Source organism: Nocardia farcinica (assembly GCF_001182745.1).
GTDB classification, from domain to species: domain Bacteria; phylum Actinomycetota; class Actinomycetes; order Mycobacteriales; family Mycobacteriaceae; genus Nocardia; species Nocardia farcinica.
Genome location: NZ_LN868939.1, coordinates 2,513,635 through 2,527,918 on the forward strand (window position 1 = coordinate 2,513,635; position 14,284 = coordinate 2,527,918).

Below are 14,284 nucleotides of genomic sequence, written 5' to 3' on the forward strand. Positions count from 1 at the left end.
TTCCCGCGCTGCGCGAGTGGATCTGATCGGGGTTGGTCTGTCGGTGGTCGGCGTCATCATGGGTGTGCGCCGGGAACAGGATGTGGCGCAGGGGATTCGGTCAGGGAGGGATCTGTCGATGCCGGAAACACCGAGACGACGCCGCCGCAGCGGTGAACTGTGGACCGACGAGTGCAATGCCGAGCTGGTGGAGTTGCTGCGTGCCGGGCTGCCGGTCGAGGCGATCGCGGAGCAGGCCGGTCGGAGCGTGAGCGCGCTCGCCACGCAGTGCCGCAAGATGCTCCCGCCGGACTTCGACACCAGACCCACCGCTGTCGAGGCCCTGCGCGGGGTGCTGGCCGACCCGGACTACGACTGGCGGTCGCCGCTGCGCGAGCTGGCTCGCCGTGCCCGCACCGTCTACTGGGACGCGGGAATGGTGGATCGACTGCGGCAGGGCTGGGAGCAGGCGACACCGCTGGATGATCTGTGCGAGGAGTTCGAGGCCTCCGAGATCGACGTCGCGCGCCAGCTGCTGCGGCTGGGAGCGGCCGAGAGCATGTTCGACGTCGCCGAGCGGCTCGGCTGCGACCCGCACGGCACCCTGGCCGGGCGGCTGCGGATCGCGGCGGACCGTTGCGCGGCCGCGGTCTGGATCCTGATCGTCGATGGCGCGCTCACCGGCGCCAAGACCCAGTTCGGTTCCGCCGGTCCGGGTCTGCGGCACGTCTCGGTCCACCACGACTACGACACCGCCGATCTGCGCCTGGCCGAAGTCCTGCTCGACCACGTCGTCGCCGGCGGCCGCATCCAGGACGTGACCACGACCATCGTTGAACGCACCATCGGCGACGGCGCCATCGGCTTCAACCGGTTCCTCACCGGCTCCGAATCCCTCCCCACACCCGCGGTAGCGGTTGTCGACCTCGACGACTCCACCCCCACCATGTAATCCGCGAACGCGGTCCCGCTCGGACGCCCCTGCGTCGAGCCACGATGCCAGGTGTGACGGCCCTTCGTGTGGCGCCTGGGCGGGTCCGGTGAAACACATCGGCCGCGGATGCGCTGCCTCTATCCTGGGCGGTGACGGCGGGCAGAGCTCGCCCTGATCTTCCCGGGGGACAGTATGGGAGCACCCGTTCCGCCGCCGAGCGCAGGCTCGCCGGGCCCGGCGGGCCTGCCGCCGGTCGACGCGGTCGAGGTGACCGCTTTGGCTGCGCTCTACCAGGCCGATCGGGCCGATCAGTCCCAGCACAACACCTCGGCGCTGACCCTCATCGCCGGTGCAGTCGCATACCTGGGCTTGGTCGTGACCGCGTGGAAAGACGTCAAAGCCGCTGCGATGTGGCCGGTCCTGTTGCCGGTGCCGCTGTGGATGGTCGCTGCCTTCCACGTGCTGATCATGGGCGCGGTCCTGACCCGCAACCAGTCCATCCGCATCCTGGAAGTTCGCCTGCATTCGGCCACGAAACTCCCGATGCTCGGCGTCGCCTCCCACGAACTCGGCGGCGCCCGTGCCCGGCAGGTGATGGACCTCGACCGGCAACCGATCCTGCTCAAGGTGCAGACCCTGGTGACCTACATGGGCATCGGCTGCGTGCTGTTCGGCTTCACCGCCTACGCGGTCTGGAACACCTGGCACCACCACGGCTGGGACGCGCAGGTCCGCATCGCCGCCGGCGCCTACAGCATCGCCGCAGCCCTGGTACTGGCCGCCTGGATCCGCATCCTGCTCTACCTGGAAGAACCCCTGCCCGCATGGGCGCAGCTGCCCTAACGGGCCGAAGGCCGTCCCGCCGAACCATTCGCCTTGTAAGCGAAAGGTCGACGGTTCGGCGACACCGGACTCACCTGCCAGGCCGAGTTCGGCGGCTGGCGTCACCGCGGGCTACCCCCGAATGTCTTTGGGCCCCTTGCCATCGCGGATGCGGGCGATGTACTCGCGGGTGAAGTCGCTGTATCGGGCGATCGCGGACGGGCCGACCTGCGCACCAGCACCGCCGCGTCCGCGGTCCGGCGCGAGCTCACCGGCGCGGTCGAGCAGGTCCTCACCGACCACCAGGCCGCGGTGCCCGCCCAGGCCGCCGCCGCGGCCCGCGACGCCGCACGCGAGCTCGGCCACACCGTCTACACCGTGGCCAGCGGCATGACCCAGGGCGTCAAGCTCGCCCGCGAGCAGTTCCTCGTCCAGCGCGCGGCGCTGGGCCGCAGTCTGGCCGGCACCGGCATCGACGCCGAGACCAAACAGCAGCTCCGCGGTGCGGTCAACGCCAGCGCGGCCCGCTCGGCCGAGCTGGGGCAGGTCGCCGACCAGCGCCGCCGCGGCTGGGAGTCGCGCACCGCCGCTGTGGTCGCTCAGCGCGATGACCGCCTGGCCCAGCGCCAGGCCGTCGCCGCCACCCGGGGCGGACGCAGCCCGCGCATCGGCCACCAGGCCGCCGCCCGCGAGGGCGCCGAGAAGACCGCCTCACCCGCGCAACCCCGACGGACCCCGGCCCAGCGGCCGGTGAGCTCGGCGGAGGTCGGGCGATGACCGAGCTGGTCGACCTGTATGTGATCGCGCGCCTCGACGACGGGGACGCCGCCGCCGACCTCTACTCCTGCGAGGTCTACTACGACGCCGAGACCGGCACCTTCCACGGGCGCACCGTCGCGTCCTGGTGGGAGTCGGTGCGCCTCGACGGCGAGGTCGTGGCCAGCCTGGACGCCCTCGACCGGGCGCTGAGCGTGGCCGGGTACGCGCGGGTGGGGGACTGGCGCAAGCGGGTCACCAGCTCCGGCGCGGTCCGCTACTTCGCCGACGCGACCACCGGCATCGAGGAGCTGTAGCCGCACCTTGACCGGTCGAAAGACTGGGCCCTCACCCGGAGCGGAATTCGGGTGAGGGCTCAGCTATGGTCTCAGGTGCTGTAGGCCACTGAGGGGCTGCTTGCACGGAAATTCGCGCTGCCCCTTCTGTATTGGCGAGCTGTCTGCTGGGGATCACAGCGGCCCTGTCTGCAGGCAGTTCTAGGATTGCTCGGTGGATCAGAACGCGGCGAAACGCGCCATCGTGGATGACGCCTACCGACGTAGCCGCGGGCCGGTAGCCTTCCTCGACGAGTCGTACCAGGTCCCGGATCCGGTAGTCGCGCCAGCAGAGACGTTCTACATCTTCACCGCCGTGGTTGTGGAGTTCGACCAGATGGACGAGCTGCGCGAAGGCCTGGTCGAGATCGCCGATAGCACCTGGTGGCACACCACCAAGGCACTGATGGACGACGACGGCCGCGCCAGGACCCGCGACATGCTCGAATTCCTCGGCGAAGGACCCGAGACCTGCATCATCGCGTTCCAGGTCCCTGTCGACGGTGGCGATCATGACGGAGAGATAGCACGCCGCGCGTGCTACCGGGGCCTGGCGATCGAGCTGGCCGCCGGCCGCGCCAACGCATGGGATCCGGTGGATCTGTTCGTGCTGGAGGAACGCAACCAGCAAAACTTCCGCTCCAAGGACAAGCTCAACCACAAGGAGCTGATCGCGGAGAAGCAGATCCCGCAGCCGACCCGGCTGCTGCAGACCTCACCAGCGGTGGAGCGGCTGCTGTGGCTTCCGGACCTGGTCTCTTCGGCCTATCGCCGCTCGCTCACCCATTCCGACGAGACGAAGACACTGTTCGAGGTGGTCAGGGATCACGTGCACTTCGTGAACCCCGTCGACTGAAGCGGCCTCAGATACGGAGCAGCCCCCGGCTGCCGTAGCTACACCGAGGGCCAGACCAGCTATCGCGACCTAGGTCGGGAACACCAGTTCCTTGCTCACGTACACCATAACACTGTTTCCGTGCGTTTTATTGCCGAGTTCTGCTGATCGCATCACAATCTATTTCCCCAGGTAGATGCCCTGGGCAGGTGTTCACGCAGCAAAGTCGAACAGTGTCAGCTCGACTGCGGCCGCAGCGCGATGCTCGGCGCGCTCGCGGATCGCACAGGTTGGGCCAATGCCGTCTGCAATCGACTTCGCGGACAGAAGCCAACCCCGGCAGCGGCGGCAGTGTGCCACGAGTCTGACCTCTGGACGATCCTCAGATCTGGGCATGCATACCCCTCACCTCCGAGCGCGATGCAGAGAAAGCGTGACATGGGGCACCGACAGATCCGTGCTAGAGCACCTACTTGCGCGAGGGTCCGACCGAGGGGAGATAGGTGCACCACTGTTCCAGGACCTCGTTGTCAAGCAGCTTCCTGGCGACCGGCATGTCCACGTCGTGAGGAACCGCGGTCACGACAGTCTCGCGATGATCCGGATCGTTCGCGGGTGCGTAGAACCAGTGCGCGACGTCGACGACCTTCACTGACAGCGGCAACTGCGGGACCTCGAAGTACAAACGCTCACCGATTCGAGGAGCTGTCAACCCGTTCACCGTGATGGTGACGACCTCGTCGGTCTCGTGAGAGATGACGATCGTGAGCGAGTAGCGGACAGGTCCGCTCGGCGTCGGATCGGTGCTGGCGGTATCAGTTGCGTCAGAGGTCATCTGGCTATCCTCGCGTGCCAGTGCGCACTTACACAGCGATTTTCACGAGCACTCGGCAGGCCACCCGGCCAATCGTGGTTGCCCGGCAAGTTCGTCACCGCCCGGCTCGGTCCGGGCAGTGACTCGCCAGGCGCGCCGACGGCCTTAGGTCTGACCGGTTTCGATCTGCGGCGCTTCGACTCGATCACAGGTGTCGACCCATCTGGCGAGCAGGCTCAGGGCTCCGAGCCGTTCGAGTGCGTCCTGCTCGGACATCTTCTCCGTCGAGTGGGCTGCGCTGTTCCGAATTGTCATCTGGGCGCCGGGCGCGAATTGCCTCAGCCCGTCGTTCATCGACTTAACATCGCGGTCATCAGGTTCACCCGGCCAGCGCAGACGGATCTCTCCTGGTTTGGCAGGTGCGTTGGAGAACGCCTGCTGCCACAGCGGGGTTTCTGCGATGTCCCGACGTTTGACGAGGGTCTTCACCTTGTCGACCAGCGCCTCTGCAGCCGCAGCTACTGCCTCGCGATAGTGCCCGTCATTCCACAGAGGTCGAGCCGCACCCCAAACCGTGGGGTGCATGCCGGCGGGACCGGCCGGGCGCGGCTGCTCTACCTTTGCTGCCTCGATCATCTCGTCGAGCGCACCGATGATCTGTCCGCAGGCGATCAGCACATTCTCCGGTTCCAGCACGGGTTTGGGCTGAGAGACAGAGGACCACGCGGCGATCGGGTCGATAGTGTGGGAACTGCCCTCGACGGCGAACACGACACCGGTGAGGCGTGCAGCCCGCCGAGCACGGCCTGCGGCCTCGGCGACTCGCTCCGCGACTTCGGTCACCCGCTCGGGAGCGACATCATTACGCCGCGTGACAGCGGGAACTAGCCCGCGACCGAATGCGGACTCGTTCGGAACATGTAACGCGAGGAACTCTCGAAACTCGCTCCGGAACTCGCGCACCGCGTCTTGGGTGGTGCGCAGGTAGTCAGGATCTTGTGCTGCGTCCATGGTGCCCACGATCATGCCTCTTCCGGTGAGCGAAACCATCATAGTTTTGGCTGGACGAAGCGGCTGTTGCAGAACGGATCCTCCTGGGCGACTAGGCCGAGAGCAGATCAGAACCCCGGCCCGCAGCCCAACTGGATTCGGGGCCGACATCCGCGTCGGTCCCGATATGGTTGGCGCGCAGCGACCTCTGCTGATGACTGGAGTGATCGGATGCTGTGTGCGCATCGCCAGGGCTGGATCCTGTGTGCGGTGAGTGGCGCCACCCAGCAGGAAGTCCCGACCTGCTGGGACTGCGCCAACGCGGTCCGCGACGCCCTGGCGAGCGTGACCGGTGAGCACGTCGTCCTCGAGTCCACGGCCGGCGACGACCACGAACCGCCGGGGCCGGGACCGAAACCGCTCGCACGGTCCCGCCCCGGCGGCACCCCGCCCCCGCCACGCGCCGCAGGGCGCCGAGGGGATCGCCGGTTCGACGGTGGCCTGCCCGCACCGGCCCCGCCGGAGGTCGGCCTGCCGTCCTGATGTGGCCGGCGATGTTCGGCTGCGCGAGCAGCTTCCGGGTCCCGTGCGGACGGCGGTGTACCGCCGTCCGCGAGCCTCGGTTCGATGTCAGCGGGCGTTCGCGCGCTTGCGCCAGGCCCGGAAGGCGACCGCGATCGCGGCGCCGAGGGCGGAGATGACCGCGGCGCTGGGGCTGGCGCACAGCACGATCGCCACGAACGTGGTCAGGATCAGCGCGAGGGCGACCAGGTCCGCGACCATCACCGCCACCGGTGCGCCACCAGCGGGGTCCGTCTCGTGCGCGGACCCGGCCGGGTCCCCGCTGGCGGCGGTGGCGACCTCGAGCAGGCGCAGCGGTGCGGTATCGGTGCGCGCGAGTGCCGGGTAGCCGGGTGCGTGGCATTTTTCGCATCCGGCCGCGGGCTGCAGCCGCGGCCCCGCCGCCTGGTCGGGGCGCGGATTTTTGCCGTCTCTGCGACGGTTCTTCGAACTAGGCATGCAACCACCATGCGCACTCTGACCTGCGAAAATGCTCGTCGGAGGCGCGCGGGAGGCACGCTGGAGGCGGGCGCGTGCCTCAATGGCTGCTCACGGGATCCGCGGCTCGGGCAACATGTTGAGCCGCAGCGGCAGCCGTGCGGCAGCGTCGCGAAAGGTGGGTATCTGGATGGAGCACTCCAACGGGCGGGAGACCCTGTCGCGGGAGCTGCGGACGCTGCGAGATCTGCTTGGTCGCCGGGTCACCGAAACCGATTTGGTCGACATGGCCAACGAGGTGTTGAACGCCGACCACCGCGAGGAGTTCCGTCGGATCCAGGCGGCCAGGACCGCCGGGGGCTTGCCGCCGGCCAGGCCCAAACCCTTGCCCGTGCCGATCAGGACCCGCCGTGCCATCAACAACTGGATCAACAAGGGCACGGTGCCGAAGTGGCCGCATCTGTGGGCCGTGGTCCGGGTGATACACCGGGAGCTGCTGCCGCCGCGCAACCCTGACGAAGGGTTCTGGAAGACCCTGCACGCCGACGCCATCGCCACACCCCGGCAGCCGCGCAACGACCCACCATCGCCACCGCCACCGCTGTCACCGGGTCGGCAGGACCAGACCGAGGACGAATCTCTGCCGCCGTTGCCTCAGCCGGTCGAGCCAGCACCGGAACCCATCGCGCCGACGACGCACGATGCTGCCGGTGCGAGCAAACGTGACCGGCGGGCTGCGGCGGCACGGCAACGGCGCCTGCTGCCCCCGCGTGTGGTCGACGCGCGGGCGCGGCTGCGTCAACTGCGGTTCGGGGATGTTGTCGACGGCATCGTCACCAGCGTTCAAGCCGAAGGCATCCACCTCGTCACCAGCGGCGGGATCCAGGGGTTCGTGCCGTGCTTCGAGATCAACGCCGCACGCGATGCCGACCTGCGCGGCCACCTGGTGCCGGGTGCGGGAATCACCGCGTCCTTTCTGAGGGAGACCGACGGCTACGTCGCCGAACTGTCGGTGCGCCGATACCGGTGTGAGCAGATCTGGGAGCAGATCGAGCGGCTCCACCAGATTCGCGGCATCGTCCAGGGTGAGGTGATCCATGTCGCCGCCAACGGTCTGCACCTGGCCGTACACGGGGATGTGCGGGGAGTCCTTCCCTGGGCACACGTGCTGCTCAACGACCGCGATGAAGTACCGGCCCTCGGTGAGACCGTTTCGGCCCGGGTCCGCGGCGCGAATCGGCAGCGCCACACGGTGCTGCTCACCCGGCGGCGCATCCTCGACTACGGCGGGGTCCGAAAGGCCGCCGACACCTACGACCCCGAAGTCGAGCGGGCCGCGCAACAACTCCAGGCCGAGCTCGGCGACACCGTCGAGCTCCCACACATGTTCGGGGACCTGTACGTCATCTCCCCCGACCAGGTCGCAGACTTACTGCCGCTGATCACCCCCGCCGAGGTGCGGCTCCTCTGCGCGGCCATGCCCCAGGAGTGGAGCGGAGATGTAGACCTCGAGGAAGTGGTCGTCCGGCTCGAACGCGCCAGACAGAGGCTCCTGCCACGATCCGCTGATCACAGGCCCTGATCACGCGGTGAATCAGATGGTCGGATGCGGACCGGTATGTCCGTCGATCCGTATCCGACGTCTGACTTTCTGCCATTACGGCGTGCCCGCTAAGGCACCCTGAGTATATCGCCTGCGTCCGTTGGAGGGCTGAGAGACCGACCTGCGCCGGGCGTGCCTCGCGGCCCGGCACGGCCGGGTTCGGCTGACCGAATGGCTCAGTGGACTTCACCCTGCGCGTGCCGCCCAGCAGGGGGTCGGGGAACATCGGCGACAAAAGTCACGGTAAGACGTTGCCGCAAATAGCCGCACACTATGTGCGGCATCGCGGCGGCCGAGCTGGAGAAGCGGCCGAGCAGCCAGTGGTCGACTCGCGAAACTATGTGCGGTAGGACTCGGGGTCCCGGTAGTAATGGCGCAAAAAACAACGAGGTTCGCGTAGCGCCTGGTCGGCGGTGATTTCTCGGTTCGGGCTGCTGGGGCCGGGGTGGTTGGTGCTTGGCTTGGCTGCCGATGAGGTTGGTCGGCGTTTTGGAGGCTGGGGTTCGTGGCGACGCGGGTATTCGCGGACGAGGAGTTGCAGCGCCTGCGGGAGTTCCCGGAGATCAGTCGTGAGGAGTTGTTCCGGTACTTCACGCTGACCCCGGCGGATCTGGCGTTCGTTGCTCCGCAGGGCAGGGGCCCTGCGGTCCGTCTGGGCCTGGCGGTGGCGTTGTGCACCTTGCCGTGGCTGGGGTTCGTGCCGGACAAGGTGTCGTCGGCGCCGCCGGTGGCGGTGGCCCGGTTGGCGGATCAGCTGAATGTCGATGCGGTGCAGCTTCGTTCGTATGGCAAGCGGGCGCAGACGCGGACCGAGCATGTGCGGCTGGTGGCCCAGTATCTGGGGTGGCGGCCTGCCGGGTCGATGGAGTTGAAGGAGCTGGATGAGTTCCTTCTGGCGCGGGCGATGGAGCACGATTCGCCGACGCTGTTGTTCCGGCTGGCGTGTGAGTACCTGATCTCGGCGCGGGTGATCCGGCCGGGCCCGGACACGGTGGTCCGCCGGGTCGCGCATGCTCGCACGCAGGCGCAGCGGGAGACCTATGACCGGTTGGCGCGCGAGTTCACGCCGCAGCGGTGTAAGGAACTGGATGCGTTGCTGGTCGCCGACCCGTCTATCGGGATGTCGCGGTTGCGGTGGTTGTCGACCGGCCCGGTGGAGGCGTCGGCGACCGCGGTGAAGGCCGAGGTCGAGAAGCTGGTGTTCCTGCGCAACCTGGGCGCGGATGAGCTGGATATGTCGGTGCTGCCGGCGGAGCGGCGGCGGTTCCTGGCGACTGTGGGCCGACGCTTGACGGGCCAAGCCTTGGAACGCCGGGATCCGCAACGCCGCTACCCGATCCTGCTCACGGTGTTGGCTCAGTCGGCCACCGATGTGCTCGACGAGGTGGTGCAGCTGTTCGATCAGGCGATCTCGGCCAGGTTGAGCAAAGCCGAACGCCGGATGCGCGACGAGCTCGCCGAGCGCGGTAAGGCCGGAGAGGATCGGCAGGGGTTGCTCGACGACTTGCTGGCCATCATCACCGACACGCAGATCCCTGACGAGGAGATCGGCGGCCTGATCCGGGGCGATCGGATCGGATGGGAGCGGTTGCGGGCCGCGGTCGCGCAGGCCAAACCTCGGCTGCCGCGCGATCACGGGCACCTGGCCGCTCTGGACAGCTCGTACTCCTATCTGCGGCAGTTCACCCCGCAGGTGCTGTCGACAGTCCGGTTCGCCGGCGGCACCGCGGCGATCGAGCTGCTGATCGGGGTGCACATGCTGCGGGAGCTGAATGCGACCGGTACCCGCAAGGTGCCCGACGACGCGCCGACGGGGTTCGTGCCGACGAAGTGGCGCGGCTACCTCGACGAGGCCCGCAAAGCCGGCAACACCACCGCCTATCGGCACTACTGGGAGCTGTGCGTGCTGCTGGGGCTGCGGGACGGGTTGCGCAGCGGCGACGTGTTCGTGCCGGGGTCGCGCCGCTACGCCGACCCGGCCGCTTACCTGCTGACCCCGCAGGCGTGGGAGCCGCAGCGTGACGAGTTCTGCCGCCTGGTCGGCAAGTCCGCTGATCCGGCCCGCGCCCTGGCGACCGCCACCGACGAGCTGCACGACGCTATGAGCGAGTTGGAGAAGGTGCTCGCCGACGGCGACGGCCCGGTCCGTCTCGATGAGGCCGGTGACCTGGTGGTCTCGCCGCTGTCGGCAGAAGACGTTCCGGCCGAAGCGGTGGCGTTGAAGCAGGAGTTGACGGAGATGCTGCCGTTCGCGCCGATCGTGTCGCTGTTGATCGAGCTGGACAAACGCACCGGCTACCTGGACTGCTTCACCCACGCCGGCGGTAAGCAGTCCCGCACCCCGGAGTTGAAGCGCAACCTCATCGCGGTGCTGCTGGCCTACTCCACCAACCTGGGTCTCACCCGTATGGCGGAGGCCTCCGGCATCTCCTACGACATCCTGGCCTGGACTTCGGAGTGGTATGTGCGGGAGGAGACGCTGCGGGCGGCGAACCTGACGATCATCGACTACCACCAACGCCTGCCGCTGACCCCGATCTTCGGGGCCCCGGCACCCTGTCCTCCAGTGATGGGCAGCGGTTCCCGACCCGTGGCAAATCGGTCACCGCCAGAGCGTTGAGCCGCTATTTCGCGAACGAAGGACTGAGCACGTATACCCATGTCACCGATCAGCACGCCACCTACGGCACGAAGGTCATCGTCGCGACGAGACGTGAAGCTCACTACGTGCTGGACGAAATCCTCGGCAATGCAACGGATCTGCCGATCACCGAGCATGCGACCGACACGCACGGCGTCACCCTGGTGAACTTCGGGCTGTTCGACCTGCTCGGGTTGCAGCTCTCGCCCCGCATCCGGGACCTGGGCCGGATCACCCTGTACCGGGCGGCGCCGCGAGCCCAGGTCGAGTCCGCGTTCCCGCACGCGGGCCCGCTTTTGACCCGGCGGTGCAATCTCGATCTGATCGCCGAGCACTACGACGACCTGCTCCGGCTGGCCGGGTCGCTGAAGTTCGGGCACGCCACCGCGTCGCTGCTGGTCGGCAAGCTGTCGGCGTCGGGCCGGCAGAACGCCCTCGCGGCGGCGCTCAAGGAGTACGGGGCGCTGCGGCGCACGATCTACGCCGCCCGGTATCTGTCCGACCCGGGCTATCGACGCAAGATCTCCCGCCAGCTCAACAAGGGCGAATCCCTGCACGCGCTCCGCCGCGACCTGCTCTACGCGCATGAAGGAACCGTGCGCGCGAGGCACCTGGAGGGACAGACCGAACAGGCATGGTGCCTCACGTTGGCGACCAACGCCGTCATCGCCTGGACCACAGAGTATTACGGTCTGGCGACCGAACAGATGCGGCGGGCCGGGCGGCGCATCGACGACGAGGTGCTGACGCACATCTCCCCGGCCCACAGCGAGAACATCAACTTCTTCGGCGCCATCGAGGTCGACATCGACGCCGAACTCGCCCAGCTCGGCCCCACCGGGTACCGGCCGCTGCGCGTGCGCGACACCCTGTTCTGACCCGGGGGAAACCGAGAGACACCCAGCCGAGAGGATCCGGCGGCTGCGCGGCCTTGACCCTGTACTCGGGTACAGGGTTGAGAATGTGTGCATGCGGACCGGTGAGCTGGCAGCCAGGGCGGGGATCAACGCGCAGACCCTGCGCTATTACGAGCGCCGTGGTCTGCTCGCGCGACCGGCGCGGTCCCCGGCAGGCTACCGCAGCTACCCCGACGAGGCGGTCGCGGTGGTCAGGTTCGTCAAACGATCCCAGGAGCTGGGGTTCACCCTCGACGAGGTCGCCGAACTGCTGCGGCTGGCCGACGGCGGCCCCGACGACTGCGACACCGCCCGCGCACTGGCCGAGTCGAGGGTTGCCGAGCTGGAACGGCGTATCGCGGACCTGCAGCGCATGCGCGGCTCGCTGGCAGAGTTGATCGCGACGTGCGAGCTGCCCCGCAACCGCCGGTCCTGTCCGATCCTGACCTCGCTGCACGAAGGAGACCACCCGTGAAACTGGAAATCCTCCAGGTCCCCGACTGCCCCAACGTGGCGGTACTCGAACAGCGCATCCGGCAGGCGACCGCCGGCCAGCCGGTGCAGCTCGAGATCACCCGCCGTGTGATTGACGATCCCGGCCGGGCCGCCACCGCGGGTATGACCGGATCACCCACCCTGCTGGTCGACGGCTGCGACCCGTTCGCAACGCCGGGCCAGGTCCCGAGCCTGTCGTGCCGCCTCTACCCCTCCGACACCGGGCGGCTCGACGGCGCACCCTCGGTCGCCGCGTTGCGCGCCGCGTTGCGGCTCGTCCCGGACGGCACCGCGGCACTCGGGGACGACACCGCATCCTCATGCTGCACCCCACCCGCCGCCGAATCTCCGGCAACAGTGCTCCGCGCCTGGCGCGCCGCCGCGCAACCGGCAGACCCCACCGAAAAGGCTGTGCACCAGGCGATCCTGCGTGCCTTCGCCACCGATGGGCAGGCGCCGACCGGTGACGATCTGACCGAGATGGCCGCCGGGCCCGACGTGCCGGTCGAGCAGCTACTGCGCCGCCTGCACGACGCCGACATCGTCCGCCTCGACGCGACCGGGAGCATCGCGGCGGCGTATCCATTCTCGGCCACACCGACGCCGCATCGAGTCCGGATCGCTGGTGGAGCCACGGTTTCGGCCATGTGCGCGGTCGACGCGCTCGGTATGGCCGCGATGCTCGACACGCCGGTGACGATCACCTCCGCCGACCCGGTGACCGCCGACCCGATCACGGTCACCGTTGACGGCGGGCACGTCACCGCCGACCCGGCCACCACGGTCGTCTTCGTCGGCGCACAGGCCGGCCCAGGCCCGTCCGCCGACACCTGCTGCCACTACCTCAACTTCTTCACCGACCGCGCCAGCGCCCAGGGCTGGGCAGACACCCACCCCGGCATCGGCGGCGTTATCGTCGAACTCCCCGACGCCCACCACCTCGGCACCACCATTTTCGGGCACCTGCTGCACAGCTGACCGCACCCGGGCGTGCCACGGATAACACCCTGTTATCTGTGGCACCATGAAACCCGGCCTGCGACGACTCCGCTCCGGCGGTGCGCGAAGCGGCCCTGTTATCTGTGGCAAGCAGGCCAGGGAGGTCACAATGTTGTCGTCCGGGATCACCGTCCGCGCCGCCGGCGACGGCTTCCTCGACTCGATCCGCTCCCCGAACACCCGCCGCTCCTACGCCATCGCCGTCGATAAGACCACCGCCAGGCTCGGCGAGGCCCGGCCGCTGGCCAATGTCGCCGACGACGAGATCGGCGAAACCCTGGAAACTTTGTGGGGCGAGGCGGCGGTCAACACCTGGAACGCCCGCCGCGCCGCGGTCGCGTCTTGGCTGGCGTGGTGCCGCGAGCACGGACACCTCGCCCCGGCGGTCCCCGCGTGGGTGAAACGCTCCACCCCGCCGGACTCGGCCACCCCGGTGCGCTCGCGCACCGCGATCGACCGGCTCATCACCCGCCGCGACATCGACCTGCGGGATAAGACGCTGTGGCGGATGCTCTACGAAACATGCGCCCGCACCGAGGAACTGCTCCAGGTCAACATCGAAGACCTCGACCTGGCCGGGCGGTGCTGCCCGGTGAAGTCCAAGGGCGCCAAGCCCCGCACCCGCCGCCGCGGCGCCGCCCATCACGAGTACGCGCACGAGCTCGTGTACTGGGACGCGGGTACCGCCCGGCTCCTGCCACGCCTCACCAAGGGCCGCACCCGCGGACCGCTGTTCGTCACCCACCGCCGACCCGGACCCCGCAAAGCCGTCGCCGACCGCGACATCTGCCCCCACACCGGCCTGGCCAGGTTGTCCTACGGCCAGGCCCGCGCCCTGCTCGATGCCGCCACCGCCACCAACGGACCCGGCACCGGCTGGGACCTGCACGAACTCCGGCATTCTGGCCTGACGCATCTCGGCGAGGCCGGAGCCAGCCTGCTCGAGCTAATGGCCAAGTCCCGCCACCGCAAACCCGACAACCTGCGCCGCTACTTCAAACCCTCACCGGCGGCCATGCGCGGCATCACCAGCCTCCTCGGTCCCGACCGCGGCCACCGATAGCGGCCACCAACAACGACTCGTCCGTCTACCCGGACCAGGCGCTACGCGAACCTCGTTGTTTTTTGCGCCATTACTGCCGGGACCCCTACTACCGTGAGCACGGGCGTGCCTTCCCGCCAGCGC

General features: G+C 68.5%; 15 protein-coding genes and 1 pseudogene. 11 read left to right on the forward strand and 5 right to left on the reverse strand.

Annotated features, from left to right (window positions below; all coding sequences use genetic code 11):
- The first annotated feature begins 118 nt into the window (after positions 1 to 118).
- On the forward strand, positions 119 to 931 hold the full coding sequence (locus AMO33_RS28365) for a hypothetical protein (protein ID WP_082668866.1): 813 nt from the start codon (positions 119 to 121) through the stop codon (positions 929 to 931).
- 174 nt (positions 932 to 1,105) lie between these two features.
- The gene (locus AMO33_RS28370) at positions 1,106 to 1,756 is read left to right on the forward strand and encodes a hypothetical protein (RefSeq protein WP_060595327.1); all 651 of its coding nucleotides are present in this window, start codon (positions 1,106 to 1,108) and stop codon (positions 1,754 to 1,756) included.
- Between the two features lie 111 nt (positions 1,757 to 1,867).
- Here the strand turns inward: AMO33_RS28370 and AMO33_RS31815 are convergent, their stop codons facing one another.
- On the reverse strand, positions 1,868 to 2,101 hold the full coding sequence (locus AMO33_RS31815) for a hypothetical protein (protein ID WP_139337626.1): 234 nt from the start codon (positions 2,099 to 2,101) through the stop codon (positions 1,868 to 1,870).
- A 12-nt stretch (positions 2,102 to 2,113) separates the two neighbouring features.
- Here AMO33_RS31815 and AMO33_RS28375 point away from each other — a divergent pair, with 12 nt between their 5' ends.
- The 3 genes from AMO33_RS28375 to AMO33_RS28385 all read left to right on the forward strand — a co-directional run bounded on the left by AMO33_RS28375 (position 2,114) and on the right by AMO33_RS28385 (position 3,682).
- Positions 2,114 to 2,512: a hypothetical protein gene (locus AMO33_RS28375; RefSeq protein ID WP_139337627.1), complete on the forward strand. Its 399-nt coding sequence runs from the start codon at positions 2,114 to 2,116 to the stop codon at positions 2,510 to 2,512.
- Positions 2,509 to 2,808: a hypothetical protein gene (locus AMO33_RS28380; RefSeq protein WP_060594874.1), complete on the forward strand. Its 300-nt coding sequence runs from the start codon at positions 2,509 to 2,511 to the stop codon at positions 2,806 to 2,808. The genes AMO33_RS28375 and AMO33_RS28380 overlap by 4 nt, the downstream gene beginning before the upstream one ends.
- Before the next feature lie 193 nt (positions 2,809 to 3,001).
- Positions 3,002 to 3,682: a hypothetical protein gene (locus tag AMO33_RS28385; RefSeq protein WP_060594875.1), complete on the forward strand. Its 681-nt coding sequence runs from the start codon at positions 3,002 to 3,004 to the stop codon at positions 3,680 to 3,682.
- Between the two features lie 192 nt (positions 3,683 to 3,874).
- On the opposite strand, the gene AMO33_RS32380 is transcribed toward AMO33_RS28385, so the two are convergent.
- From AMO33_RS32380 to AMO33_RS28395, 3 genes are all read right to left on the reverse strand, one after another.
- On the reverse strand, positions 3,875 to 4,057 hold the full coding sequence (locus tag AMO33_RS32380) for a DUF6011 domain-containing protein (protein ID WP_076574248.1): 183 nt from the start codon (positions 4,055 to 4,057) through the stop codon (positions 3,875 to 3,877).
- A 73-nt stretch (positions 4,058 to 4,130) separates the two neighbouring features.
- Positions 4,131 to 4,496, reverse strand: coding sequence for a hypothetical protein (locus tag AMO33_RS31820; protein ID WP_139337628.1), 366 nt, complete (start codon positions 4,494 to 4,496; stop codon positions 4,131 to 4,133).
- A 144-nt stretch (positions 4,497 to 4,640) separates the two neighbouring features.
- Complete coding sequence (locus AMO33_RS28395) at positions 4,641 to 5,501, reverse strand: TIGR02391 family protein (RefSeq protein WP_060594877.1); 861 nt, start codon at positions 5,499 to 5,501, stop codon at positions 4,641 to 4,643.
- Between the two features lie 234 nt (positions 5,502 to 5,735).
- Here AMO33_RS28395 and AMO33_RS31825 point away from each other — a divergent pair, with 234 nt between their 5' ends.
- Entirely contained in the window at positions 5,736 to 6,008 is a 273-nt protein-coding gene (locus AMO33_RS31825) for a hypothetical protein (protein ID WP_139337630.1), read from the forward strand.
- Positions 6,009 to 6,095: 87 nt separating this feature from the next.
- On the opposite strand, the gene AMO33_RS28405 is transcribed toward AMO33_RS31825, so the two are convergent.
- A complete protein-coding gene (locus AMO33_RS28405) occupies positions 6,096 to 6,485 on the reverse strand; it encodes a hypothetical protein (protein ID WP_060594879.1) in 390 nt (129 codons plus the stop codon).
- Positions 6,486 to 6,567: 82 nt separating this feature from the next.
- Here AMO33_RS28405 and AMO33_RS28410 point away from each other — a divergent pair, with 82 nt between their 5' ends.
- The 5 genes and pseudogenes from AMO33_RS28410 (at position 6,568) to AMO33_RS28430 (ending at position 14,161) form a co-directional block, all read left to right on the forward strand.
- On the forward strand, positions 6,568 to 8,046 hold the full coding sequence (locus AMO33_RS28410) for a hypothetical protein (protein ID WP_159033825.1): 1,479 nt from the start codon (positions 6,568 to 6,570) through the stop codon (positions 8,044 to 8,046).
- A 526-nt stretch (positions 8,047 to 8,572) separates the two neighbouring features.
- Positions 8,573 to 11,586, forward strand: a pseudogene (locus tag AMO33_RS28415) (Tn3 family transposase).
- 91 nt (positions 11,587 to 11,677) lie between these two features.
- Positions 11,678 to 12,079 (forward strand): MerR family transcriptional regulator, encoded by a 402-nt coding sequence (locus AMO33_RS28420; protein WP_006438312.1) that lies wholly within the window; start codon positions 11,678 to 11,680, stop codon positions 12,077 to 12,079.
- A complete protein-coding gene (locus AMO33_RS28425; protein ID WP_006438313.1) occupies positions 12,076 to 13,077 on the forward strand; it encodes an alkylmercury lyase family protein in 1,002 nt (333 codons plus the stop codon). Before AMO33_RS28420 ends, AMO33_RS28425 begins: the two co-directional genes overlap by 4 nt.
- Before the next feature lie 130 nt (positions 13,078 to 13,207).
- The gene (locus AMO33_RS28430) at positions 13,208 to 14,161 is read left to right on the forward strand and encodes a tyrosine-type recombinase/integrase (protein ID WP_060594881.1); all 954 of its coding nucleotides are present in this window, start codon (positions 13,208 to 13,210) and stop codon (positions 14,159 to 14,161) included.
- Positions 14,162 to 14,284 lie beyond the last annotated feature (123 nt).